General features: G+C 63.5%; 21 protein-coding genes. 10 read left to right on the top strand and 11 right to left on the bottom strand.

What is annotated here, in order from left to right:
- The first annotated feature begins 25 nt into the window (after positions 1 to 25).
- From V1277_RS11410 to V1277_RS11395, 4 genes are all read left to right on the top strand, one after another.
- The gene (locus V1277_RS11410) at positions 26 to 388 is read left to right on the top strand and encodes a hypothetical protein (protein ID WP_334416232.1); all 363 of its coding nucleotides are present in this window, start codon (positions 26 to 28) and stop codon (positions 386 to 388) included.
- 39 nt (positions 389 to 427) lie between these two features.
- On the top strand, positions 428 to 742 hold the full coding sequence (locus tag V1277_RS11405) for a hypothetical protein (protein ID WP_334416230.1): 315 nt from the start codon (positions 428 to 430) through the stop codon (positions 740 to 742).
- Between the two features lie 142 nt (positions 743 to 884).
- Positions 885 to 2,630 carry a type I secretion system permease/ATPase gene (locus V1277_RS11400; RefSeq protein ID WP_334416229.1) on the top strand — a complete coding sequence of 582 codons (1,746 nt, stop codon included), beginning with the start codon at positions 885 to 887 and terminating at the stop codon, positions 2,628 to 2,630.
- A complete protein-coding gene (locus V1277_RS11395) occupies positions 2,627 to 3,934 on the top strand; it encodes an HlyD family type I secretion periplasmic adaptor subunit (protein ID WP_334416228.1) in 1,308 nt (435 codons plus the stop codon). Before V1277_RS11400 ends, V1277_RS11395 begins: the two co-directional genes overlap by 4 nt.
- A 169-nt stretch (positions 3,935 to 4,103) precedes the next feature.
- Here V1277_RS11395 and V1277_RS11390 read toward each other — a convergent pair whose 3' ends face one another.
- Positions 4,104 to 4,586, bottom strand: coding sequence for a CinA family protein (locus V1277_RS11390; protein WP_334416227.1), 483 nt, complete (start codon positions 4,584 to 4,586; stop codon positions 4,104 to 4,106).
- A gap of 140 nt (positions 4,587 to 4,726) precedes the next feature.
- On the opposite strand from V1277_RS11390, the gene V1277_RS11385 reads away from it, so the two are divergent.
- From V1277_RS11385 to V1277_RS11370, 4 genes are all read left to right on the top strand, one after another.
- A complete protein-coding gene (locus tag V1277_RS11385) occupies positions 4,727 to 5,806 on the top strand; it encodes an amidohydrolase family protein (protein WP_334416226.1) in 1,080 nt (359 codons plus the stop codon).
- Positions 5,803 to 6,906: an amidohydrolase family protein gene (locus tag V1277_RS11380; protein ID WP_334416225.1), complete on the top strand. Its 1,104-nt coding sequence runs from the start codon at positions 5,803 to 5,805 to the stop codon at positions 6,904 to 6,906. The genes V1277_RS11385 and V1277_RS11380 overlap by 4 nt, the downstream gene beginning before the upstream one ends.
- Entirely contained in the window at positions 6,906 to 7,319 is a 414-nt protein-coding gene (locus tag V1277_RS11375) for a Rieske (2Fe-2S) protein (protein WP_334416224.1), read from the top strand. The genes V1277_RS11380 and V1277_RS11375 overlap by 1 nt, the downstream gene beginning before the upstream one ends.
- Before the next feature lie 224 nt (positions 7,320 to 7,543).
- Complete coding sequence (locus V1277_RS11370) at positions 7,544 to 8,134, top strand: DedA family protein (protein ID WP_334416223.1); 591 nt, start codon at positions 7,544 to 7,546, stop codon at positions 8,132 to 8,134.
- A 49-nt stretch (positions 8,135 to 8,183) separates the two neighbouring features.
- Here V1277_RS11370 and V1277_RS11365 read toward each other — a convergent pair whose 3' ends face one another.
- The 8 genes from V1277_RS11365 to V1277_RS11330 all read right to left on the bottom strand — a co-directional run bounded on the left by V1277_RS11365 (position 8,184) and on the right by V1277_RS11330 (position 18,497).
- On the bottom strand, positions 8,184 to 10,160 hold the full coding sequence (locus tag V1277_RS11365; protein ID WP_334420339.1) for a glycosyltransferase family 2 protein: 1,977 nt from the start codon (positions 10,158 to 10,160) through the stop codon (positions 8,184 to 8,186).
- Positions 10,160 to 11,368, bottom strand: coding sequence for a hypothetical protein (locus V1277_RS11360; RefSeq protein ID WP_334416222.1), 1,209 nt, complete (start codon positions 11,366 to 11,368; stop codon positions 10,160 to 10,162). Before V1277_RS11360 ends, V1277_RS11365 begins: the two co-directional genes overlap by 1 nt.
- Before the next feature lie 14 nt (positions 11,369 to 11,382).
- Complete coding sequence (locus V1277_RS11355; protein ID WP_334416221.1) at positions 11,383 to 12,849, bottom strand: HlyD family efflux transporter periplasmic adaptor subunit; 1,467 nt, start codon at positions 12,847 to 12,849, stop codon at positions 11,383 to 11,385.
- Between the two features lie 388 nt (positions 12,850 to 13,237).
- On the bottom strand, positions 13,238 to 13,510 hold the full coding sequence (locus V1277_RS11350) for a hypothetical protein (RefSeq protein WP_334416220.1): 273 nt from the start codon (positions 13,508 to 13,510) through the stop codon (positions 13,238 to 13,240).
- A gap of 250 nt (positions 13,511 to 13,760) precedes the next feature.
- Positions 13,761 to 14,876: a tricarballylate utilization 4Fe-4S protein TcuB gene (tcuB, locus tag V1277_RS11345; RefSeq protein ID WP_334416219.1), complete on the bottom strand. Its 1,116-nt coding sequence runs from the start codon at positions 14,874 to 14,876 to the stop codon at positions 13,761 to 13,763.
- Between the two features lie 34 nt (positions 14,877 to 14,910).
- Positions 14,911 to 15,723, bottom strand: a complete 813-nt coding sequence (locus V1277_RS11340; protein WP_334416218.1) for an esterase — start codon at positions 15,721 to 15,723, stop codon at positions 14,911 to 14,913.
- A gap of 287 nt (positions 15,724 to 16,010) precedes the next feature.
- On the bottom strand, positions 16,011 to 17,402 hold the full coding sequence (tcuA, locus tag V1277_RS11335) for an FAD-dependent tricarballylate dehydrogenase TcuA (RefSeq protein WP_334420338.1): 1,392 nt from the start codon (positions 17,400 to 17,402) through the stop codon (positions 16,011 to 16,013).
- Positions 17,403 to 17,597: 195 nt separating this feature from the next.
- Positions 17,598 to 18,497 (bottom strand): transcriptional regulator GcvA, encoded by a 900-nt coding sequence (locus tag V1277_RS11330; protein WP_334372466.1) that lies wholly within the window; start codon positions 18,495 to 18,497, stop codon positions 17,598 to 17,600.
- A 115-nt stretch (positions 18,498 to 18,612) separates the two neighbouring features.
- Between V1277_RS11330 and V1277_RS11325 the strand changes: the two genes are divergently transcribed.
- Positions 18,613 to 18,816 carry a DUF1127 domain-containing protein gene (locus tag V1277_RS11325; RefSeq protein WP_334416217.1) on the top strand — a complete coding sequence of 68 codons (204 nt, stop codon included), beginning with the start codon at positions 18,613 to 18,615 and terminating at the stop codon, positions 18,814 to 18,816.
- 72 nt (positions 18,817 to 18,888) lie between these two features.
- Positions 18,889 to 19,509 (top strand): GNAT family N-acetyltransferase, encoded by a 621-nt coding sequence (locus V1277_RS11320; RefSeq protein ID WP_334416216.1) that lies wholly within the window; start codon positions 18,889 to 18,891, stop codon positions 19,507 to 19,509.
- A 64-nt stretch (positions 19,510 to 19,573) separates the two neighbouring features.
- On the opposite strand, the gene V1277_RS11315 is transcribed toward V1277_RS11320, so the two are convergent.
- Together V1277_RS11315 and V1277_RS11310 are read right to left on the bottom strand one after the other, a co-directional pair.
- On the bottom strand, positions 19,574 to 20,404 hold the full coding sequence (locus V1277_RS11315) for an enoyl-CoA hydratase (RefSeq protein WP_334416215.1): 831 nt from the start codon (positions 20,402 to 20,404) through the stop codon (positions 19,574 to 19,576).
- 134 nt (positions 20,405 to 20,538) lie between these two features.
- Complete coding sequence (locus V1277_RS11310) at positions 20,539 to 21,240, bottom strand: SDR family NAD(P)-dependent oxidoreductase (RefSeq protein WP_065747561.1); 702 nt, start codon at positions 21,238 to 21,240, stop codon at positions 20,539 to 20,541.
- Positions 21,241 to 21,263 lie beyond the last annotated feature (23 nt).

Raw genomic sequence — 21,263 nt, 5'->3', positions numbered from 1 at the left:
TGCAGGGCGGGCGGTCGCAAGCCTATTGACGGCAGAGATCGAGACGCTCGCGCCTGCGCGAAAATGGGGTACGGCGATCGCGTCGTCGGCCTGGTTTCTGCGGCCGACGCCGATGACGGGATTGCGAACCCAACTTTCGGTCGTAACCGAAGGCGGCCGCGTCAGCGTGATCGACAACACGCTGTGGCCGGTGGATGAGGATCAGCCCTGCGCCACAGTGCGGGTGACGCTATCGCGCGAACGCGCGGTCAATGTCCCCGGGTTCACCGAGCCCGTGGGCGCGGTCGCCGACCCCACTCGGTTTCCGATCCGCACCAGGCAGGCGGCACATGGCCGGCCCTGGTTCATGGAGGCGATGGAGGCGCGCGAAGGTGATGGCGTCGCCTAGTTTCGCATGAATCAGGCGGTCATTGATGGCGTAGGATCCTTGTCAAAGGCGCCATTGTCCGCGGTGCTCGGCCCGGCAGACTGGACCCATGGCATCGCCCGCCCGCTCCAGGATGTGGTGGCGGATCCGAACCCCAATCTGACGGTTCAATTGTTCCGCCAGCCGGCCGGCGAATGGGTCGGCATTCGCGCACAAGCCAGGTGGCGGCCGGCGGCCGGGTTAGGAACCGGTAGCGGCGTCCTGCTCGACATCCATGGCGAGATCGGCCGGGTCTCGATGTCGGTGATTCTGGTGCCGTTTCCGCCGCAAATGAAGCCCGCGCCCGCCGAAGGACTGGCGCCGGCGTCAAATTAGCTGCCCCAAACTCGCCAACTTCTCTCGTCACCCCCTTCATGGGGGTGAACTGGACGTAGGTTAACGTGACTTAAAATAGACGGTGTCCAAAAACACCGGTAAAACCCGCACGTACCCTATCCTTTTGAAGAGATTCGCATAAATGGCAGCCGCTCCCGTCCGGCGTTCCGAGCTCGGTGAAGCGCTGCGCGCGTGCCGCAACGCCTTTATCGGCGTCGGCGTCATGAGCTGCATGATCAATCTGCTGTATCTCACCGGCTCGATTTTCATGCTGGAGGTCTACGACCGCGTGCTGCCCAGCCGCAGCGTGCCCACCCTGGTCGGCCTCGTGATTCTTGCGGCCGGGCTCTACATCGCGCAAGGCGGTCTCGATCTGATCCGCGGGCGAATTCTCGGCCGGATCGGCACCGCGCTCGATGAGGCCATCAATGCGCGCGTGTTCGAGACCGTGGTGCGCCTGCCGCTGATGGTCGGCAGCCGCAACGAGGGCCTGCAGCCGCTGCGCGATCTCGACAATGTCAGGTCGTTCCTCGGCAGCATGGGGCCGGGCGCGTTCTTCGATCTGCCGTGGCTGCCGTTCTATCTCGCGATTTGCTTTCTGTTCCACTGGCTGCTCGGCATCACCGCTTTGGTCGGCGCCGTCATTCTGGTGGCGCTGACGCTGATCACCGAGTTTCTGTCGCGCACGCCGGCAAAGGAGGCGATGACGCTGGCCGCGCGGCGCAGCGATCTCGCCGCCACCAGCCGGCGCAACGCCGAAGTGCTGGTGGCAATGGGCATGTCCGGACGGCTGATGAAGCGCTGGAGCGAGGCCAACGAGACCTATCTGGCCGGCAATCAGCGCGCCAGCGACATCGCCGGCGGTCTCGGCGCGGTCGCCAAGGTCCTGCGCATGATGCTGCAATCGGCGGTGCTCGCGGTCGGCGCTTACCTCGTGATCCATCAGGAAGCCACCGCCGGCATCATCATCGCGGGCTCGATCCTGGCCGCCCGCGCGCTGGCCCCGGTCGACCTCGCCATCGCCCACTGGAAAGGCTTTGTGGCCGCGCGCCAGAGCTGGCACCGCCTCTCCAAACTGCTGGAGCAGATCCCGCCGGCGAACCAGCAGACCCTGCTGCAGGCGCCGACCAAGCGGCTGTCGGTCGAGGCAGTCAGCATCGTGCCGCCGGGCGACCAGCGCGTCATCGTGCAGGACGTCAGCTTCGCCGTCGAGGCCGGGTCCGGCGTCGGCGTCATCGGTCCGAGCGGCTCCGGCAAGTCGTCGCTGGTGCGCGCGCTGGTCGGCGTCTGGACGCCCGCCCGCGGCAAGGTGCGGCTCGATGGCGCGGCGCTCGACCAATGGTCGTCGGACGTGCTCGGCCGCCACATCGGCTATCTGCCGCAGGACGTAGAATTGTTCGCCGGCACAGTGGCGCAGAACATCTGCCGCTTCGACCCCGAGGCCAAATCGGAGGCGATCATTGCCGCCGCCAAGGACGCCGGCGTGCACGAGATGATCATCAAGATGCGCGAGGGCTACGATACCCAGATCGGCGAGCAGGGCACTGCGCTGTCGGCCGGGCAGGCGCAGCGCGTGGCGCTGGCGCGCGCGCTCTATGGCAATCCGTTCCTGATCGTACTCGACGAGCCGAACTCCAATCTCGACAGCGAGGGCGACGAGGCGCTGACCCGCGCTGTGCGCGCCGCCCGCGAGCGCGGCGCCATCGTGGTCGTGGTGGCGCACCGGCCGATCGGCATCGAGGCGGTCGATCAATTGTTGGTCTTGAAGGACGGCCGCATGCAGGCGTTCGGTCCGAAGGAAACCGTGCTTGGCCAGGTACTGCAGCGCGTCCCGTCGCCGCCGCCGATCAAGATCGTGTCCGAAGCAGGAGCTACGAAAAAATCATGACCGCGGAGCTGAAAGGCGCGCGCCGCTCGATACGCTCGCATCTCATCGTCGGTCTTGCGCTGATGCTGGTTCTCGCCGGCGGATTCGGCGGCTGGGCCTCGACGGTGCAGATTTCCGGCGCGCTGATCGCGCCGGGCTCGGTGGTGGTCGATTCCAACGTCAAGAAGGTACAGCACCCGACCGGCGGCGTGGTCGGCGAGGTCCGGGTGCGCGACGGCGACGTGGTCAAGGCGGGCGACGTCGTGGTGCGGCTCGACGAGACCGTAGTCAAGGCGAGCCTTGCCATCGTGGTCAAGACGCTGAACGGCTTGTGGGCGCGGGCGGCGCGGCTGGAGGCCGAGCAGCGCGGCCTCGACAAGATCAAGTTCCCGCCGCAGCTCTTCGATCGCGCCGACGACCCTGACGTCCGCGACATCATCGCGAGCGAAACCAAACTGTTCGAGGTTCGCGTGTTCGGGCGCGCCGGGCAGAAGTCGCAACTGCGCGAGCGCGTGGCCCAGCTCAATGAGGAAATCGCCGGCCTCACCGCGCAGGAACAGGCCAAGGAAAAGGAAATCGCGCTGGTCGAGAAAGAGCTGGTCGGCGTCCGCCAGCTCTACGAGCAGCGTCTGATCCAGATCTCGCGCCTGACGGTTTTGGAGCGCGATCTCGCCCGGCTGTCGGGCGAGCGTGCGCAATACATCGCCGCGCGCGCGCAGGCGAGGGGCAAGATCACTGAAACCGAGCTGCAGATCATCCAGATCGACAAGGACGTCGTCAGCGAAGTCTCCAAGGATTTGCGCGAGACCAACGACAAGATCGGCGAGTTCGTCGAGCGCAAGGTCACCGCGGAAGATCAACTGCGCCGCATCGAGATCCGCGCGCCGCAGGACGGCGTGGTGCTGCAGTCGACCGTGCACACCGTCGGCGGCGTCATCACTGCGGGCGACGCCATCATGATGATCGTGCCGAAGGCCGACGATCTCTCGGTCGAGGCCAAGGTCAATCCGCAGGACATCGACAAGCTGCAGATCGGCCAGAAGACGCTTCTGCGGCTATCCGCCTTCAACCAGCGCACCACGCCGGAACTCAACGGCGTGGTGACCCGCGTCTCCGCCGACGTCACCACCGACCAGCGCACCGGCCAGAGCTACTACACCATCCGCGTCTCGATGCCGCCGGACGAAGTCGCTCGCCTCGGCGAGGTCAAGATCATCCCGGGCATGCCGGTGGAAGCCTTCGTGCAGACCGGCGACCGCACCATGTTCTCCTACCTGATGAAGCCGTTCAGCGACCAACTGATGCGCTCGTTCCGGGAGCGGTAGTTCACAACGCCACATATGGGTCCCGGCTCTGCGTCGCGTCACTGCGTGTCGCGCCGCGTCCGGGACGCGAGAGCTTTTTGCAGTCAGAAGCCGGCCTCCGTTCCCCGGACGCTGCGCAGCGCGTAGCGGTGCGCTGCAGAGCCGGGGTCCATGTTGGCTACGATCACACCTACTTCGACAAATTCTCCAGCAACAAATTCAACGCGGTGCTCGCAAATTGTTGCATGTTCGCCTGCCGGTCGGCGCTGCCGGTTTCCAGTGTGAACACTTCGTTTTGCGGACCCGCTACCGCCACGCAGCTATGGCCCGCGGCATCGCCGTAGCGGTTGCCGGTTGGTCCCGTTGCGCCGGTTTCCGACAATCCCCAGTCGGTCGCAAAGCGCTGGCGGGCTTGGGCGGCGAGCAATTTCGCGTATGGTTCGGATGCCGAGCGAATGCCCGTCATCGCCTCGTCCGGGATATCCATCAGCAGCCGACGCGCGTCGCGGGTATAGACCACGGCGCCGCCGAGGAAATAGGCCGATGCGCCCGGCACCGATAACAGCGCCGCCGAGATCAGCCCGCCGGTGGAGGATTCCGCCACCGCAATCGTCTGTTTCCGCGCGATCAGTTGGGTCGCGATCTTTTCGGCGATCGTAACAAGCTCTTTCATTTCAACTCCTGCGCGCACGCCATTGATCCAGTCATGCCTTCCTAACACAGGAGGGTTACGCTTGCCGAGTTGCCGCGCGCGCGCCGCCCTGATTGAATGCCTCAAACAACCGCATCGACGCGGCCATACGAGGAAACACCATGACGTCGCCGATCGCGGGTGGCGTGGACTGCGACCTGCATCCCGCCGTTCCGCATCTGACCAGCCTGTTGCCTTACATGAACGACTACTGGCGCGACCAGGTGACGACGCGCGGCATGACTGACCTGGTGTCGCAATCCTATCCCACCCATTCGCCGATCTCGTCGCGGCCGGACTGGCGGCCGGCGCAGGGCAAGCCGAGCGCCGATCTGGCCGACATGCAGAAGCAGGCGCTCGACCGGTTCGGCGTTCGTTTCGGCATCTGCAATCCGCTCTATGGCGTGCAGATGGTGTTCTCCGAGGACATGCAGGACGCGTTCTGCCGCGCGCTGAACGACTGGTTGGCCAAAGAATGGCTCGACAAGGACGATCGGCTGCGCGGCTCGATCGTGATCCCGACGCAAAGCGTCGAGAAATCGGTCGCGGAGATCGAACGCTGCGCTGAGGATAAGCGCTTCGTCCAGGTGCTGATGCTGGTTATGGGCGACATGCCATTGGGCAAGCGCGCCTACTGGCCGATCTACGCCGCCGCCGAACGGCTGGGCTTGGCCGTCGGCATCCATGCCGGCAGCGCCTATCACAACCCACCGACCTCGATCGGCTGGGGCTCCTATCACATCGAGGATTACGTAGCCCAAGCGACCGCGTTCCAGACCCAGCTCACCAGCCTGATCGTGGAGGGCGTGTTCGCCCGCCACCCGAATCTGAAAATGGTGATGCTGGAATCAGGCTTCACCTGGTTGCCGGCCTATCTCTGGCGGCTGCACAAATTCTGGCGCGGCATCCGGATGGAAACGCCGTGGGTCGATCGCGCACCGCTGGAGATTGTGCGCAGCAACATCCGCTTCTCGCTGCAGCCGGTCGATGCGCCGCCGGATCCCGCAACCCTGAACCGCCTGTTTGACCATATGCAGTCGGACGAATTGCTCTTATTCTCGACCGACTATCCGCACTGGCAGTTCGACGGCGACGAGGTGCTGCCGCCGGGATTGTCGTCCGATCTGGTGCGCAAGATTATGATCGATAATCCGCTCGCGACCTACGGCCGATTGCAAGTAGCGAAGGAGACGACGCCATGAACGTCCAGTTTCGCCCAGAGCCTTCGGCATCCGTCAGCCTCAAGACCGCGATCGCCGATTGCGACATTCACCCGGCACGTGCCACCAAAGACGAACTCTATCCGTTCATGGCGAAGCGCTGGCACGAACATCTCGAGAGCTACGGCATCCAGGCCTACCACGGCATGATGGAGGGCCCGCCCTATCCGAAGGCGCAGCCCAACGCCTCGCGCCGCGATGCCTGGCCGCCGGAAGGCGGGCCACAGGGCTCCTCGCTGTCCTTCATGCAGAAGCAGCTTCTCGATCCCTACAATGTCGCACTCGGGGTGCTCAATCCGCTCGCCACCGGGCAGGGCCTGCGCAACCAGGATCTGGCAGGCGCGATCTGCTCCGCAATCAACGACTGGCAGATCGAGAAATGGACCAGCAAGGACAAGCGCCTGAAGGCTTCGATCGTCGTTCCCAATGAGGACGGTCCTGCCGCCGCCGCCGAAATCCGCAAGCGCGCGGGCGACAAAAATTTCGTTCAGGTGCTGCTGCTCAGCCGCAATGTCGAGCCGCTCGGCCAGCGCCGCTACTGGCCGGTCTACGAGGCTGCGCAGGAGATCGGGCTGCCGGTCGGCGTGCACGCCTTCGGCTTCGGCGGCAATCCGCTCACCCCTTCCGGCTGGCCAAGCTTCTACATCGAGGAGATGGTTGGCCACTCGCAGTGTCAGCAGACCGCGCTGGCGAGCCTCGTGCTCGAGGGCGTGTTCGAACGCTTCCCGAAGCTGAAGATGGTGATGATCGAGGCCGGCTTCGGCTGGGCGCCGTCGCTGGCGTGGCGGCTCGACAAGAGCTTTGAGAAGCTGCACAGCGAAGTGCCGCATCTGAAACGAAAACCGTCGGAATATATCCGCGACCATGTCTGGTGGACCACGCAGCCGATGGAAGATCCGGAGCGCCGCGATCACCTGTTCCAGACGATCGAATGGATCGGTTGGGACAGACTGTTGTTCGCCACCGATTACCCGCACTGGGACTTTGATGAGCCGTCGCGCGTGTTGCCGGCCGGCGTCAGCGATGCCAACCGCGAAGCGTTCTATCTCGGCAACGCCAAGAAGCTGTACGGAATTTCTTGATGGTTCGTCATGTCATCGCCCCGGTGGATGAGTTGCCGCCGGGGACGCGAAAGTTCCTCGACATCGACGGCAGGCCGATCGCGATCTTCAACATCAAGGGCGAGTTCTTCGGCCTGCTGAATCGCTGCCCGCATCAGGGCGCGGCCCTGTGCGAGGGCCCGTTGATTGGCCTCGCGCAGTCCTCCAATCCCGGCGAGATCGAGTATACAAAACTCGGCGAAATCATCCGCTGTCCCTGGCACGGCTGGGAATTCGACATCCGCACCGGCCAGTCCTATTGCGACCCGAAACGCTTCCGCGCCTGTGCCTATCCCGTCAACGTCGAGCCGGGATCGGCCGTGGTGAAGGGCCCGTATGTCGCCGAGACCATCGCGGTGTCGGTGGAGAGCGATTATGTGGTGGTCGATTTGTAACGGCCTTCTCTCCGGCGTGTCGAAGACAGCAATTTGCAATCATCCCGCTCCATATCTGCGCTTCGAGGTGTGCGACTGCCATGCAAACACGCTCGGCGTGCAAAGCTGGCGGCCATTGGTGCGCCTATTGGCTTCCGTGTCCTTCCGCGGAGTGATAAGCGTTGGGACCGAACCCACTCTTCTGGGGGGAAATATCGCCATGAACGAATTTGGGTGGGCTTACATTGCTCTTTCCGACCGATCTGACCTCATTTCTCGAGCTCATCCGCCAACACGGCGATGCGGCCTACAGCCTGATGTTCGCCTATGCGGCCTCGCATAGCCTGCTGCTTGCGCTGTTCGCGGGCTACGCCGCACATTCGGGCGTGCTGGGTCTTGGTAAGCTCATCGTGGTCTGCTGGTTTGGCAGCTTCTCTGGCGACGTGATTCGCTTCTGGATCGGCCGACGTTATGGCGTCCGCTGGTTCGAACGTTTTCCGCGCATCGAGCGCACGCTGCAGACCGCAGCCCGGCTGACGGACCGTCACTACGGCTGGATGATCCTGCTTCATCGGTTCCCGCACGGTATTCGCGGGGTCGCGGGTTTCGCCTACGGCATATCGCGGCTGCCCTGGTCCACTTTCCTGGTGCTCAACTTCGGCGCGGCGGGCCTTTGGTCCTGCACCGTTGTCTCGGCCGGCTATGCGTTCGGTCAATTCTCGGAGAAGTCCATCAGTAATGCCTCTTCGGGGCTGGGCATCGCGATGTTGGTCGCGTTCCTCGGCCTGTCCTGGTTGCTCAGCAGGAAGCTCGATCAGATCGCAGAGCGGTACTGAAGCAAGCTGCGCTCGCCTGTACTGATGTCGATGGGGCGTGCATACCGCCTCACGCCCCGTTAAATCCCCGTCGCAGCAACCCGGCCAGCGCGCCGCGCAGGCTGGCTTCATTGGTGATGTTGCCGCGTGATGTGCTGAAAAGCCGAACTACCAGCCGCTGATATTGTTCGGCCGTAGGTTCAAGGCGCGCCAGCACTGTCTCGCGGAATCGCGAGACCATTGATATGTCGGTCCATCCCAACCCTTCCAGGTGAATCTGGTAGCGCCAGCCCGCAAGCTCGAGCGCGTTGCCGGCCGGACCCGAAAAGCGCACCGAGGTCGGCGACACCGCGAGCAGGCGACACGACAGGATTTTCCCTTCGCCCAACAGCCAGGCGGGCTCATCCGTTTCGAACATGTCGCCAGGACGGGGCAATTCGAAGCAGACGAGAAACGCGATGAAGGCAATCAGCATCGCGATGCCGGCCCACAGCAGATTGAAGAAGTCGAGCGAGGAAATCTCGCTGGCTGCATAGGGCGAGATGAACGCCCAAATGATGCTGGCGGCAGAACTTGCGGCGATCAGTCCGAAGATCGCTGCAAGCCTCCAATGCACGCGTGGCGTCGAGCGGTCGCCGCCTTTGTCGGTGATCTTGAACGGGCGGCCGAACGGCTTGACGATGGCGCTCAAGAGCGTCGCGGTCACCGCAAAGCAGGTGACAGCGTGGGTGGCCTCCATGAACAACGGCAGCGTCCGCCCGCGCGAGATCCAGCCCATGTAGATGATTTGGCCGAGCAGCGCCGGCACGCCGTAGCGCAGGAAGGTGTGGTAGTCGGCTTCGAAGGCGGGCAGGCCGCCAAACCAGTAGATCGTCGGCGCGATCAGCAGCAGCACCATGAATGGCTTGCTGAGCCAGTTCAGCACCCCGTGAAAATAGTGCCAGCGCTGGGTGAAGCTGAAGCCGCGGCCGAACAGCGGGCCATTGCGCAGCAGGGCGACCTGTATGGTGCCAAGGCACCAGCGCGCGCGCTGGGTGATGTATTCGGGGATGCCTTCGGCCGAAAGCCCGAAGCTGAGCGGTTCGTTCAGCCACCAGGTACGGTAGCCGTGCGCGAGCATCGTGTAAGTGAGATTGATGTCTTCCGAAATCGCTTGCTGCGGGAAGCCGCCGATCTCGTTAAGCCGGTCGCGGCGAACGACAAAGGAAGTGCCGACGCAGAACGCGCAGTCCCACGCGTCCTTGGCAGGCTGAAAGACGTCGAAGAAGAAGCGTTGATCGTCGACCCAGCTCTTCCCGGCTAGCAGATTGTGCTGGATCGGGTCGGCGTTATGGTAAAACTGCGGCGTCTGCACGATCGCAACCTCCGGATCGGACAACAGCAGGCCGACCGTGCGTTTCAAAAAATCCCGCCGTGGCGCAAAATCGGCGTCGAGCACCAGGATGACGGGTGCATTGGTCTCGCGCGCGGTCGCCATCAGCCCGTTATTGAGATTGCCGGCCTTGGCGCCGTTGTTGTCCGGCCGCGTCACATGACGCGCACCGACTTTTTCGCAATACTCCCGCAGCCAGTCGCGCCTGGTGTCGTCGAGCACCCAGACCGTCGCATTGGGATAGTCGAGCGCCAGCGCGCTGAGGATCGATCGTTCGAGGATTTCGAGCGGCTCATCATAGGTGCAGATGAAGATGTCGACGGCGGGGTAGCCACGCGATACAGATAGTTTGCGTTGCGCCGCATCGGCCTGCGCGCTGCGATCGGTGCTGCGGAACAGGATCACGATCGAGATCAGCGTGTAGAGAATGGCAAGAAATTCAAACGAAATGAACAACCGAGGCCACAGGCTTTCGGCCGACAGCGTAAACGGCGGCAACGTATCGTTCCATCGCCAGAGCGCATAAAGGATCAGAAGGGCTGAAGTCGTGATGCCGAACAGGATACGGTCCTTGGCATGAAGCGGATCCAGCAGCCGCGCCATCACCAGAAGCCCAAGGAAGATTCCCATATCGATGGTGAGGATCGATAGGTCATCGCCGGCGCTCGGGAACATCATCGTATCTTTTCCCCGGTGAACGGGTTCCAGCCCGTTTCGGCCAGCGCCGCCCATGCCGTGGCGCCGAGGTGCGGTCGGCGGTAGTAGAAGAAGTCGGGCACGGTGCCGGTGGGGTCGATCGACAACCCCGTCGTCAGTCGCGCGGTGCGTGCGGCGTTGAGCAGACCGGAGCGCGTTTGATCGGCCTTCAAATTGGCCAGCAGCCGATCGCTCTGCGGTGTGTTGCCGCTGATCCGGCAGGCCAATGCCGCCTGCGCCGTTCCTTCGACCCAGACGCCGTCGCGGTCGCCGTTGAAATCGAAGCCGCCATCGACCGCTAGATGAGTTTGCGCGAAATCAAGCGTGCTTCGCCAAGCCGCAGGCGCATCCGGTACGGCCATCCATGGCCAAAGCTGAGCGTCGAGCGCGAGCAGGCCTTCATCCGCAAGACTGCCGTCGGGTTTTGTGCCGAGCAGGAAGTGATTTCCGCGGAAGGTACGGTCGAGCAGCCGCCGGGCCTGCCCGACCGCGTCGGCGTATTTCGGCTCGCCGGTCAGGCGGAACAGCCAGCTCGCGGCGGCGTGGACGTCGGCATTGTGCTCGGTCGACATCCAGGTGAGCGTGACCTGCTGCGGATCGTAGCCATGAACGCCGCCGCAGAACCCGTCGCCGCAGGCGGTCGTGGCGATGATCCAATCGATCAGGCTTCTGGCGTCGGCGAGATACTGCCGATCATGCGTTGCCTGGTGCAGCGTCAGCAGCGCCAAGGCCGCCCATGCAACGTTGCCGGTCGAGGTGCCGTCCTGCGCCGCATCCTCGGCCCAGATCCTGGCAGGCTCATCCCACCATCCCGGTAGATTCGGAGCCCCGTTGCCAACCGAGCCGGCGCGATAGGCGTTGCGAACCCGATGATCGTTAAACGTCCGGTCCTTGCGGGCCGCCCGGCTCAATGCGTTACCGATCGGTTTGGCATCCGGCACGTTGCCGCAGGCGATCAGCGCAATGACAGCGAGCGCGTTGTCATAGACAAACGCCGTTGTGGCAATGCCCGCCGGCAGGTTTGCTTCGTCAGCGCCGGGTTCATAGCTGCGGATGAAGACGGCATCGGCCTCGCCGGTCAGCGGTGCCACCGCCTTGTTCAGCCCGGCACAAAACGGACCGCTGCTCTTTTCCGGCTGCTTGCTCGCAACGGGCGTCGAAGCCAGGACCATTGCACACAACGCCATTCCGATCGCGTGCTTCATCGCGATACGAGCGTGCGAGTGCGGGACCACCAGTTTTCATCGACCTTCGACGCCTCCGGCTGGGCCATGCCGGCACGGTGTGTATCCGCATCGATCGGGTGGTTCTGCGCGGTCTCGCTGCCATCATCATGCGTCCACGAGGCCATGAGATTGCCGAGCCGCCGCCAGGTGACCGACATCGAAGGTACCATGCCGTTGTCGCGCGTGACGGTGACCCACTGGCCGACCGCGCAGGCCGCAGTATCCGAAGCCTGCGTTTCCCGCACCGGCGCGTCAGCCTCGTTCGTGGCTTCGGGCGTAATAATCGCATAGAGCTCGCGCCGCTCGGTTTGCGGAAACGGTACGGCAAAGCGCTCATCGACCTTGTCGCTGGTCTTCGGCAACACCGCGCTGACGATTCCTGTACGGAACGTACTCCCGTCGATGCGGACACGGGTGCCGGGCATCATGTTCTGTCCTTGCCGGTACGAGAAAATGGCAACCACGAAGCGCTTGTCGCAATCAACAACGGAGCTGATGGTATCGCCGGCGTTGACGTGACGCCCCATCGCTGCGCCGATGGTCAGCACCTTGCCGGAGCCGCGAGAAAGGACGTCGGCTCCTTCCAGGCTCGCAAGCCGCTTCTGCTCGGCGTCGATCAGGCGCTCCAGGTCGCCGAGGACGGCAGATTGCTGCCTTTCCTCGATCTCCATGCGCTGGGCATCGAGATCGATGTCCCGGCGCTTTTGCGCCAGATTGTTAAGCACAACCAGCTCCTCTCCGACATAGATGCCCCCGTTCAAGGCATTGAGCTGCGCAATCTTTTGATTGAGCTTGGCGCGCTCCGCGTCCGCATTGTGCATGGCCGCGGCATATTGCTGCGTGGTCGGCCTGAGCATGTCCATACTCGCCGTATTGCGCGTCACCATGTTGCTTTGCCGTTCCACCAAAACCTTCTTTTCGCCGCTCTGGGCATTGGATTGCGACACGCGGGCGCGCAGCTCCTCGATCTGCGACTGGAACTGCATCTTGAGCTGCTCAGTTTGGCTGGCGAGTTCGGCCTCGAGGGAAGCAACATAGGCGCGGTCGGATGCGCTCTTTGCCCGTGTCGCGTCGAGCTTCTGGCGCGCATCGGATGATTTTTCTTCCAACGAGATCAGCGTGCTGCGGTCGACCCTTGGATTGCTGATCTGCGCCAGTCTGTCGCCGTCGCGCACGTCGCTTCCGGGAAGCGCCGTCAGCGTGTCGATTTCGCCGCCGATCGGTGCGGTCAGCAGCGTCACCGGCGCGTTGACAACGGCGCGGTCGGATTGATCGGCGGTAATCGGCGGAGCCACGGCCGTCACCATTAATGCCGACAACAGCCCGGCGACACCGACGGCGGAAACTCTCAGGATGGTCGGGTGGCGCCGGGCTCTCGGTGGGAGGCCATGGTGCAACCCGGAGGAACGTTCAGTCGCACCGGCGTTGAATATCTGGTTCATCAGCTCTCTCTCGGTTGGTGACGCCCGAAAAAGCGCTTCCTCATGGACCGGCTCCGGTTCCTCCGGCGGCCTTGTTAATGCACTGCAAACAATGCAGGGCGCGATTGGTTCAAGTTATTTCGGGAAAAAGCTGCAGAAACCTTCGGCGGGAGATGCGCAGTGAACTCGCGTTTCCAGTGATCACGTCTGCGACATCATGATGAACGAACGCCGCGCTCCCAACATCTGTCGGTGGAAGCCGCAGCCGTAGGGTGGGCAAAGCGCAGCGTGCCCACCACTCCACGATTGCTGCATGGAGAGATGGTGGGCACGCTTCCGCCTTCGCTCATGGAGCCCCGGTGGACGTGGTCGCTTTGCTCACCCTACGGTTCTGCGACTTCAATGTTGGTTATCGGCCGCCGCCACCACCACCGCCACCGCCTCCACCGCCGCCGGCGTCACGCATCGACGCGTTTTCGCGCGGATCGAGATTCTTCATGTAGCTCAGCGAAGTGTCGCCGCGGGTGCGAAGCTGCGCCACATAGTTCATGTGATCTCCGCAAGCCTGCCGTGATACCGCCTGATCGCAGTATGGCGACGCCACGAATGCGGGAGCGGCCATGGCGCTGGTCGCGCCGACCGCGACCAAAGCAGCCGCAGACAATATTAACTTCATCGACATCTGTACTCTCCATTCCTGTTGGCGAAGCCGGAATGGCTCGCACAGGAGTTCGACGGCGCGAGATGAAAGCCGGTTCGGAAGAGTTCGTGATGTGGGTCACTCGGATAACCTGATCGTGAACGATCTCCGGCATTCCGGGCCGTCGTCACCCGCGACCTGTCCGCCGAAGCTCAACGAGCGAAGGCGGAAAGGTCGCGGGGGACGACGATCTGTGAGTGGCGCTCACAATGACGTGGAAAGACGGGCGGCCTTACTCCGCCGTCCCCTGCGCCATCGCTCTTCGCTCCATTGCATAGCGCACCAGGGCGGCGAAGCGATAGATGCCGTGCACGAATTTGCCATAGGGCATGGTGACGAACAGCGAAAACACCACGCCGAGATGCAGCGCCAGCAGCGGTCCCATCGCTGCCGTCTCGCGCAAGATCAGCAGCGCCATGCCCGTGAGACTCGTCAGGAACAGCATCGCGATGAACGCGACATCCATGCCGTAACGCGCTTCATCGACCAGGATGGAATCGCGCTTCCATCGTTCAGCGAGCAAACCTATCGGCCCGATCAACAGCCCGATGCCGCCCAGCGTGCCGAGCACCACGGGTAGATCCCACCATGCATACGGCGCCTCGCGCGCCAGCAGATAGTGATAGAGCGTTGCGACGCAGGTCGAGGCAAAGCACAGCGCAAAGCCGTAGAAGGTGAGGTGATGATAGAGCCGGCGGCGGTCGGTCGGGCGGTCGTCCTCGTTGAAGCAGCCGACGCCGCCGCCGTCGAGATAGCGTAGTTCGCCGGCGTCGCGGATGGCCTGCAACAGCGCGCGTGCATCGGTCTTCATGCCGATGGGTTCGCCGATGTCGCGCCAGAAGGCGCGCACGCCCATCGCCAGCGCCGCGATAGCGTAAAGGAACGCCGCGCCGAACAGGGCTGCCATCGCATTATGCGGCATCAATTTGTAGAACGCGCCCGGCCCGGTATGGATGCCGAACAGAATTTGTCGATCGTTCATCGCAGCAAAGCCAAAAATGAATGCGGCGACGCTGAACGCGGCAACGAGGCTGATGACAAGTCCGTTGCGCGCGAACGTGCCCGCGAAGGCGCGTGGCCATGCATAGGCCGCATAAGATTCCGCGCGCGCCACCGCGAGCGTCCTCGGCACATTGACGTTGAATTCATGCGGCGGCGAGAACTGGCAATCGGTGTAGCAGGCGCCGCAGGCGTGGCAGAGATTGGCGAGATAATTGAGATCGCCGTCGGAAAAGGCGCGGCGCATTTCCATCGCCGGAAACACCGCGCAGAGGCCCTCGCAATAGCGGCAGGAATTGCAGACCGTCATCAGGCGGTCGGCTTCCTGTAGAATCTTCGTCCCGTGCATGATGCGCTGCTTCCTGCCCTCGCGGCCAACCGGGCTATTTCGTTAGCCCCTTGCCCTCCAGCCACTTCTGGATCAGGGCGGCGACCTCGGCGTTGTTCTTGTCCATCATCACCATGTGCGAATTGCCCTTGATGCCGACTTGCGGCAGGTCGACGACATCGACGCTGCCCCCCACCGCCTTGATCGCGTCCGCAAACGCAAGGCCGTTGGCGCGAATCTTCGGCCAGCGCGAATCCTTCTCGATGTAGTCGCCATAGACGATCAGCGTCGGAATGTTCTTCAGCGCGTCGACCTTGGCGGGATCGCCGACGCCGGCCGGCTCGATCGCAATCAGCGCCTTGACCTTGTCGGGTCGCGCCTGCGCCACCTTGAAGCCGAAACTGCCTGCCTGGCTGTGGAACAGGATGATGGAAGGGCCAACGCGGTCGATCTCGGCGATATAGGCGGCGATGATGGCATCATCGGTGGTGGTCCAGCGCGGCACGTTCTGCTTGACGAAATTCTCGTAGCCTTCGTTCGGAAACTGGCTGCCGGGCATCAGCTTCCGTTTGGCCGGATCGGGATTATAGGAGCCGACGCCGTCGCCGATCCGAAACCGCTCGAACGGATTGGCTGTCGTGAGGAATACCGGCTCGCTCTTGAAGATATCTGGATACTGCGCCCAGCCAGCGCGGCCGCGCTCGACCGCGTCGGAATTGTAGACGGCCCAGCCCTTGCGCAGAAAATAGTTCAGCCAGCCCTCGCGTCCGTCGGGCGTCGTCTCGTAAGTGACGCCGGTGAGCCCGCCGCCATGCCACATCAGAAGTGGATAGGCGCCCTTTTCGGTCGCGGGCAGAAAATACTGCACATACATCTGCTCGACCTGATAGGTGCCGCTTGGGATCGACTTTTGCCGGCACACCGCCGGGGGTGAAGGTCACTTCCTTCACCGGCTTGCCGGAAATTTCGACCAGCCGGCCGCCGACATGGAACGAGCCCATGTCGCGTAGCGCGATCGGCTCGGCGGCGTGGGCCAGCGTCGCGTTCATCAGAACGACTGCAGCAGTAGTGATCGCAAGCCGCATCACAAGTCCTCCCTTCGTTGTTCTCTCCCTCTCCCCGCAAAGGGCGGGGCGAGGTGAACCGAGCGCGTATCTAATTCTTCGCATTCTTCGCCGCTTCCCGTCCCGCGACCCGACCGAACACGCTGCCGATGGTCATCCCGATACCGGCCGCATAGCCCTTGCCGAGTACATTGCCGGCCATGATCTCGCCGGCCGCGAACATGTTGGCCGAAGGCTTGCCGTCCTTCATCACCATGCGCGCCTGCCTGTTCACGCGGGTGCCGAGATAGGTGAAGGTGATGCCGGGCCGCACCGGATAGGCGAGGTAAGGCGGCGTCTCGATCCGGCGCGCCCAATGGGTCTTCGGCGGCGTGATGCCTTCAGTGCGGCAATCGTCGAGGATGGTGTGATCGAACGTGCCCGGCTTAACCGCGGCGTTGAATTCGGCGATGGTCTTCTCCAGCGCCGCCGGATCAAGCGCGAGCTTGGCGGCCAACTCGGCAATACTCCCGCCCTCGATCGGCGGAAACAGCGTCGGCATAAAACTGTTGCGAACGGAGGCATCGAAGATGATGTAGGCGATCTGGTCCGGTTGCGCGGCCACCAGCCGCCCCCAGATCGCGTAACGCTTCGGCCAGATATCCTCGCCCTCGTCGTAGAAGCGCTGCGCGTGCTTGTTGACGACGATGCCGAACACGACGGAGTCGTGGCGGGTGATGATGCCGCCGTCGAACTTCGGCGCGCGAGCGTCGATCGCGACCGCATGGCATTGCGTGGGATCGCCGATGTCCTGCACGCCCTTGTCGAGCAGCATTTTCAGGATCGAGCCGCGGTTATAGGGCGTGCCGCGGATCAGGAAATTATTCGCCGCATCGCCCCAATATTCCTTCAGCCATTCGATATTGGCTTCAAAGCCGCCGGCGGCGGCGACCAGTGCGGCAGCGCAGATTTCGCTCGTGCCGTCGATCGGCTGCTTCAGCTTGGCGGACAGGAACATGCCGTGTTCGATATCGAGGTCGATCACCTCGGCATCGTAGACGATTTCGACGCCGAGCTTTTCCGCGGTGAGATAGAGCGCGTTCAGCATCGCCCGCCCGCCGCCGAGGAAAAACGAGTTGGTGCGACCGAGGCTCAGCGTGCCGCCGAGCGAGGGTTGCCAGCGCACGCCCTGTTCGACGATCCAGTTCAGAATGTCCTTGGACTCCCTGATCATGAATTTCGCCAGTTCCTCGTCGGTCTGACCGCCGGTCAGCCGCAATAGATCGTCCCAGAACTCCTCTTCCGTGTACGGCCCGGTGAGAATGTCGGTCGCGGCATCGTGCGCGCAGCGCATGTTGCGGGTGTGGCGGGTGTTGCCGCCGCGATAAAATTTCGGAGCGCCTTCCAGCACCAGCACGGAAGCACCGGCGCGCCGGGCGCTGATGGCGGCGCAGAGTGCGGCGTTGCCGCCGCCGATCACCAGCACATCGAACTTGACTGTCAAATCGGCCATGCGCTCTTGTTGTCGTTGTTGGCCTCAAAAATCAAACCGGCGCTCGGCCAGGCAAATCCATCCGCCCCGCGATTTTCTAGCCTGATGCAACGGCCGCGTCACGCCTCTCGTGCGCCTGCATCAGTAATCAGCATGGCCGCATGCGACGATGTCGCATGCACTTGGCTATACGGAATATCCGCAAGCTCAGGGACGGTTCTGAACGGAGGCGAGCAGCCATTGCCGGAATGCCGCGAGCTTTGGCGGATCGGCTCTACCCGCCGGCGAGACCAGATAGAATCCGGCATCGACTGGGAAAGCCATCTTGAAGGGAACGACCAAACGTCCCTTGGCGATGTCTTCCTGCACATAGGCGGTGCGTCCCATCGCAACGCCGAGGCCGTCGATCGCGGCCTGCACCGTCATGAAGATCATGTCGAAGGTCACGCCGGGCTGTTTGGAAAAATCAGCCGGCAGCCCTGCCGCCGTCAGCCACAGCCGCCAGTCGTCGCTATTCGCGTTGCTGGTATGCAGCAGCACGTGATCCCGGAGGTCTTCGGGGCATTTCAGCGGCTTGTTCCCCTTGAGCAGCGCCGGACTGCACACCGGAAAAAGTTCGTCCGCCATCAGCCAGTCGGCGCGAACGCCAGGCCATTGGCCGCGGCCGTAGCGGATCGCGGCGTCGACCTTGTCGCGCTGGAAGTCGACGAGGTTGATCGAGGTCGTGATGCGAACGTCGATCCCCGGTTGCGCTTCCTGAAAAGCCGTGAGGCGCGGCAGCAGCCATTTGGCGGCCAGCGAGGCCAGCGTCGACACCGTCAGCACATGGTCGTCGTCTTTCCGCAGCAGGCGGTCGGTCGCGAGCCGGAGATCGTTGAAGGCGGCGCGGATGCCGGGAAGGTAGTCCTGCGCTTCCGCCGTCAGCGTCAGCGAGCGGTTCTGGCGGACAAAGAGGCGAACGCCGAGCTCTTCCTCCAGCCGCTTGATCTGGTGACTGATCGCGGTCTGCGTGACGTTCAGCTCGGAGGCGGCTTGCGTGAAGCTCAGATGCCGGGCGGCTGCCTCGAAGGCGCGCAGGCCATTCAGCGACGGCAGTCTGCCGGTCATTCCCGATTCTCCCTAATGCATGAGTTTATATCATCCGAAACGGTACAAAGTGTCGTTTGTGAACGGCCCCGGGAGCGCAGATATTAGCGCCAACAGATTACTACAGGAGCCGAAAATGTCCATTTACACGCATGAATCGATGATAAATCATCATGGACCGGGGATTTTGAGCCAATTGGCCGAGACCCTCCATGTCTGGCGGCAGCGCTACCAGTCCCGCCGCGAGCTGGCCAAGTGGTCCGAGCGGGAGCTGCACGACATCGGCGTCTCCTGGAGCGACGTCGCCTACGAGGCCGAGAAACCGTTCTGGCGGGCTTAAGTAGCAGCCGGCCGGCGCCGCCTCGTCTGGGGGGCGCCGGCCATTTTCATTGAGGACCGACGGGAGCGCGAGATGACCAGGCTGCGTTTCGACGATCTCAGGCAGTATTCGGATGTGCTGCTTTCGCGGCATGGCCAGGCCGTGACCGTGCGCTTCGTCGAGCCGCGCGACGCCGAGGCGCTGCAGAATTATTTCCGCGCGCTCTCGACGCGCTCCCGCTACAACCGCTTCCTCGGCGCGGCCAGCGAACTGCCGCCGTCCGAACTCGAGCGCTTCATCCATGTCGGCGAAGCGGATCGGTTTAGTGTGGTCGCGACCATGCCGGTCGACGGCCGCGAGACCATCGTCGGCGAAGCGCGCTATGCCTTCGACAGCGAGACTGCTGCAATCGAGTTCGGCCTGTCGATCGACGACCGCTGGCAGGGCCATGGCATCGGCAGGGCGCTGTTGAAAAACCTCGAATGCCGCGCGGCCGCGTTCGGCGCCGAGCGCATCTTCGGCGACACGCTGCGTTCCAACGATGCCATGATCGCGCTCGCCCGCAAGTCCGGCTACGGCTTTACCAATACGCCCGGCGACTGGAAGCTGACGCGCTTCCAGAAAGAGATCCACGTCGAACCGCAGGAAATCCCATGCGCCAGTTGGCGGCTCGCCGCCGTCTCTCCCAGCGCAATGTCCTCGCTTGCGGTTTGACCACTGAGCCCGGTTCTGGCCTCGCCAGAACCGGGCCATTTTCCGCTACCCGCGGAAAAGGAACTCAGCTTCCCCTGAACACCGGCTTGCGCTTGTCGATGAAGGCTTGCACCGCTTCCTTGTGGTCGGCGGTCGTGGTCAGGCGGACGAGGCGCTCGGCCTCGTGGTCGCGCGCGGTGGCAAAGTCAAACTGCAGCGCTTCGTCGAGATTGTCCTTGATGTAGCGCAATGCCAGCGTCGGGCCTTCGGCCATGGATTTGGCAAGCGCGAAGGCCTCAGTCTGCAGTCTGTCGTCGGGCACCACGCGGTTGACGAGGCCGATCGCCTCGCATCTTGTGGCATCGACCTTGTCGCCGGTAAACATCAGTTCGCGCGCCCGCGAGGTGCCGACCAGCCGCGTCAGCAGCCAGGCGATACCGTAGTCGCCGGAGAGCGCGACGCGGACATAGCCGGTGGAGATGAAGGCGGATTGCGCCGCTAGTCTGATATCGCAGGCCAGCGCGAGCGCGAGGCCAGCGCCGACCGCGGGACCGGGCAGCGCCGCAATCGTCGGCTTGCGCACCGAGGCCAGCGCGCCGGTAAGCAGGCGCTGCCGCTCCTGCAGGTCGGCGACCTTCTCGTCGTAGGACATCTCTAGCTTCTTCTTATCGCGATGCGCGCCCATGCCCTTGACGTTGCCGCCGGCGCAAAACGCGGTGCCCGCGCCGGTGAGCAGGAGCGCGCCGATCTCGGGGTTCTCGCCGCAGCTCTTGATCATGCTGCGAAGCGCCGGCGTCAGCGTATCCGAGAACGCGTTGCGCGCTTCGGGGCGGTTCAGCGTAATGGTGGCGACGCGGTCGCGGATCACGCAGAGCAGTTCGTCGGTGCCGGTGTCGATTTTGGTTTCGGTGGTCATGGTTTCCCCTCTGTCTATTTGGCGCCGTCATTCCGGGATGGTCCGAAGGACCAGACCCGGAATCTCGAGATTCTCAGGGGCGCAAGGGCGCCCCATGGTTCGCTTCGCGCCCCGGAATGACGGCGGTGGCCGTCTCAAAACTTCTCCACCCAGGGCCGCAGCTCCACTTCCCACGTCCAGGCGCTGCGCGGTTGCTGCAGCACGTTCCAGTAGCTCAGCGCAATCGCGTCGGGATCGAGCATCGAGTCCGGCCGATCGGCAGGCTCCGTACGCGCAGCGCTGCGGATGCCGCCATCGATGACGAAATGCGCGACATGGATGCCTTGCGGAGACAATTCGCGCGCCATGCTTTGGGCCAGCCCACGCAGCGCAAACTTGCCCATCGCGAACGGCGCCGACTGCGGATAGCCCTTCACACTGGCGGAGGCACCGGTGAACAGGATCGCGCCGTGCTTGTTCGGCAGCATGCGTGTCGCCGCCTGCTGGGCCACCAGAAAGCCGCCAAAGGCGGAGACTGCGATCGCATTCGCAACTTCGGCAGGAACCAGGTCGGTGAAGGCGCCGCGTGCGCGGCCGCTGGCGTTATAGACGACGAGATCGGGCGTGCCGATCTCGCGTTCGACCATACCAAAGAGACGTTCGACTTCCTCCGCCTCGGTAGCGTTGCAGGCAAAGGCGCGGGCGCCGGTCTCCGTGCAGAGCGCGCCAAGCTTCTCGATCTTGCGCGCGGCAAGCGCAACCTTGATGCCTTCGCGCGCGAACAGTCGCGCCAGCGATGCGCTCAATCCCTCGCCGACACCAACAATCAGGGCAATCTTGTATTTTGGCAATTCCATGGGCGCAGTCCTCGGATGGTGGG

The organism is Bradyrhizobium sp. AZCC 1588 (genome assembly GCF_036924735.1).
In the GTDB taxonomy this organism is placed as follows: domain Bacteria; phylum Pseudomonadota; class Alphaproteobacteria; order Rhizobiales; family Xanthobacteraceae; genus Bradyrhizobium.
This window is presented reverse-complemented; position numbering and strand designations above follow the sequence as displayed.

Coding starts and splice junctions, on each gene's coding strand:
- V1277_RS11355 (WP_334416221.1), bottom strand. CDS start 12,849: ATGAACCAGATATTCAACGCCGGTGCGACTGAACGTTCCTCCGGGTTG.
- V1277_RS11400 (WP_334416229.1), top strand. CDS start 885: ATGGCAGCCGCTCCCGTCCGGCGTTCCGAGCTCGGTGAAGCGCTGCGC.
- V1277_RS11350 (WP_334416220.1), bottom strand. CDS start 13,510: ATGTCGATGAAGTTAATATTGTCTGCGGCTGCTTTGGTCGCGGTCGGC.
- tcuB (WP_334416219.1), bottom strand. CDS start 14,876: ATGCACGGGACGAAGATTCTACAGGAAGCCGACCGCCTGATGACGGTC.
- V1277_RS11375 (WP_334416224.1), top strand. CDS start 6,906: ATGGTTCGTCATGTCATCGCCCCGGTGGATGAGTTGCCGCCGGGGACG.
- V1277_RS11315 (WP_334416215.1), bottom strand. CDS start 20,404: ATGACCACCGAAACCAAAATCGACACCGGCACCGACGAACTGCTCTGC.
- V1277_RS11395 (WP_334416228.1), top strand. CDS start 2,627: ATGACCGCGGAGCTGAAAGGCGCGCGCCGCTCGATACGCTCGCATCTC.
- V1277_RS11325 (WP_334416217.1), top strand. CDS start 18,613: ATGTCCATTTACACGCATGAATCGATGATAAATCATCATGGACCGGGG.
- V1277_RS11360 (WP_334416222.1), bottom strand. CDS start 11,368: ATGGCGTTGTGTGCAATGGTCCTGGCTTCGACGCCCGTTGCGAGCAAG.
- V1277_RS11320 (WP_334416216.1), top strand. CDS start 18,889: ATGACCAGGCTGCGTTTCGACGATCTCAGGCAGTATTCGGATGTGCTG.
- V1277_RS11385 (WP_334416226.1), top strand. CDS start 4,727: ATGACGTCGCCGATCGCGGGTGGCGTGGACTGCGACCTGCATCCCGCC.
- V1277_RS11365 (WP_334420339.1), bottom strand. CDS start 10,160: ATGTTCCCGAGCGCCGGCGATGACCTATCGATCCTCACCATCGATATG.
- V1277_RS11330 (WP_334372466.1), bottom strand. CDS start 18,497: ATGACCGGCAGACTGCCGTCGCTGAATGGCCTGCGCGCCTTCGAGGCA.
- V1277_RS11390 (WP_334416227.1), bottom strand. CDS start 4,586: ATGAAAGAGCTTGTTACGATCGCCGAAAAGATCGCGACCCAACTGATC.
- V1277_RS11380 (WP_334416225.1), top strand. CDS start 5,803: ATGAACGTCCAGTTTCGCCCAGAGCCTTCGGCATCCGTCAGCCTCAAG.
- V1277_RS11310 (WP_065747561.1), bottom strand. CDS start 21,240: ATGGAATTGCCAAAATACAAGATTGCCCTGATTGTTGGTGTCGGCGAG.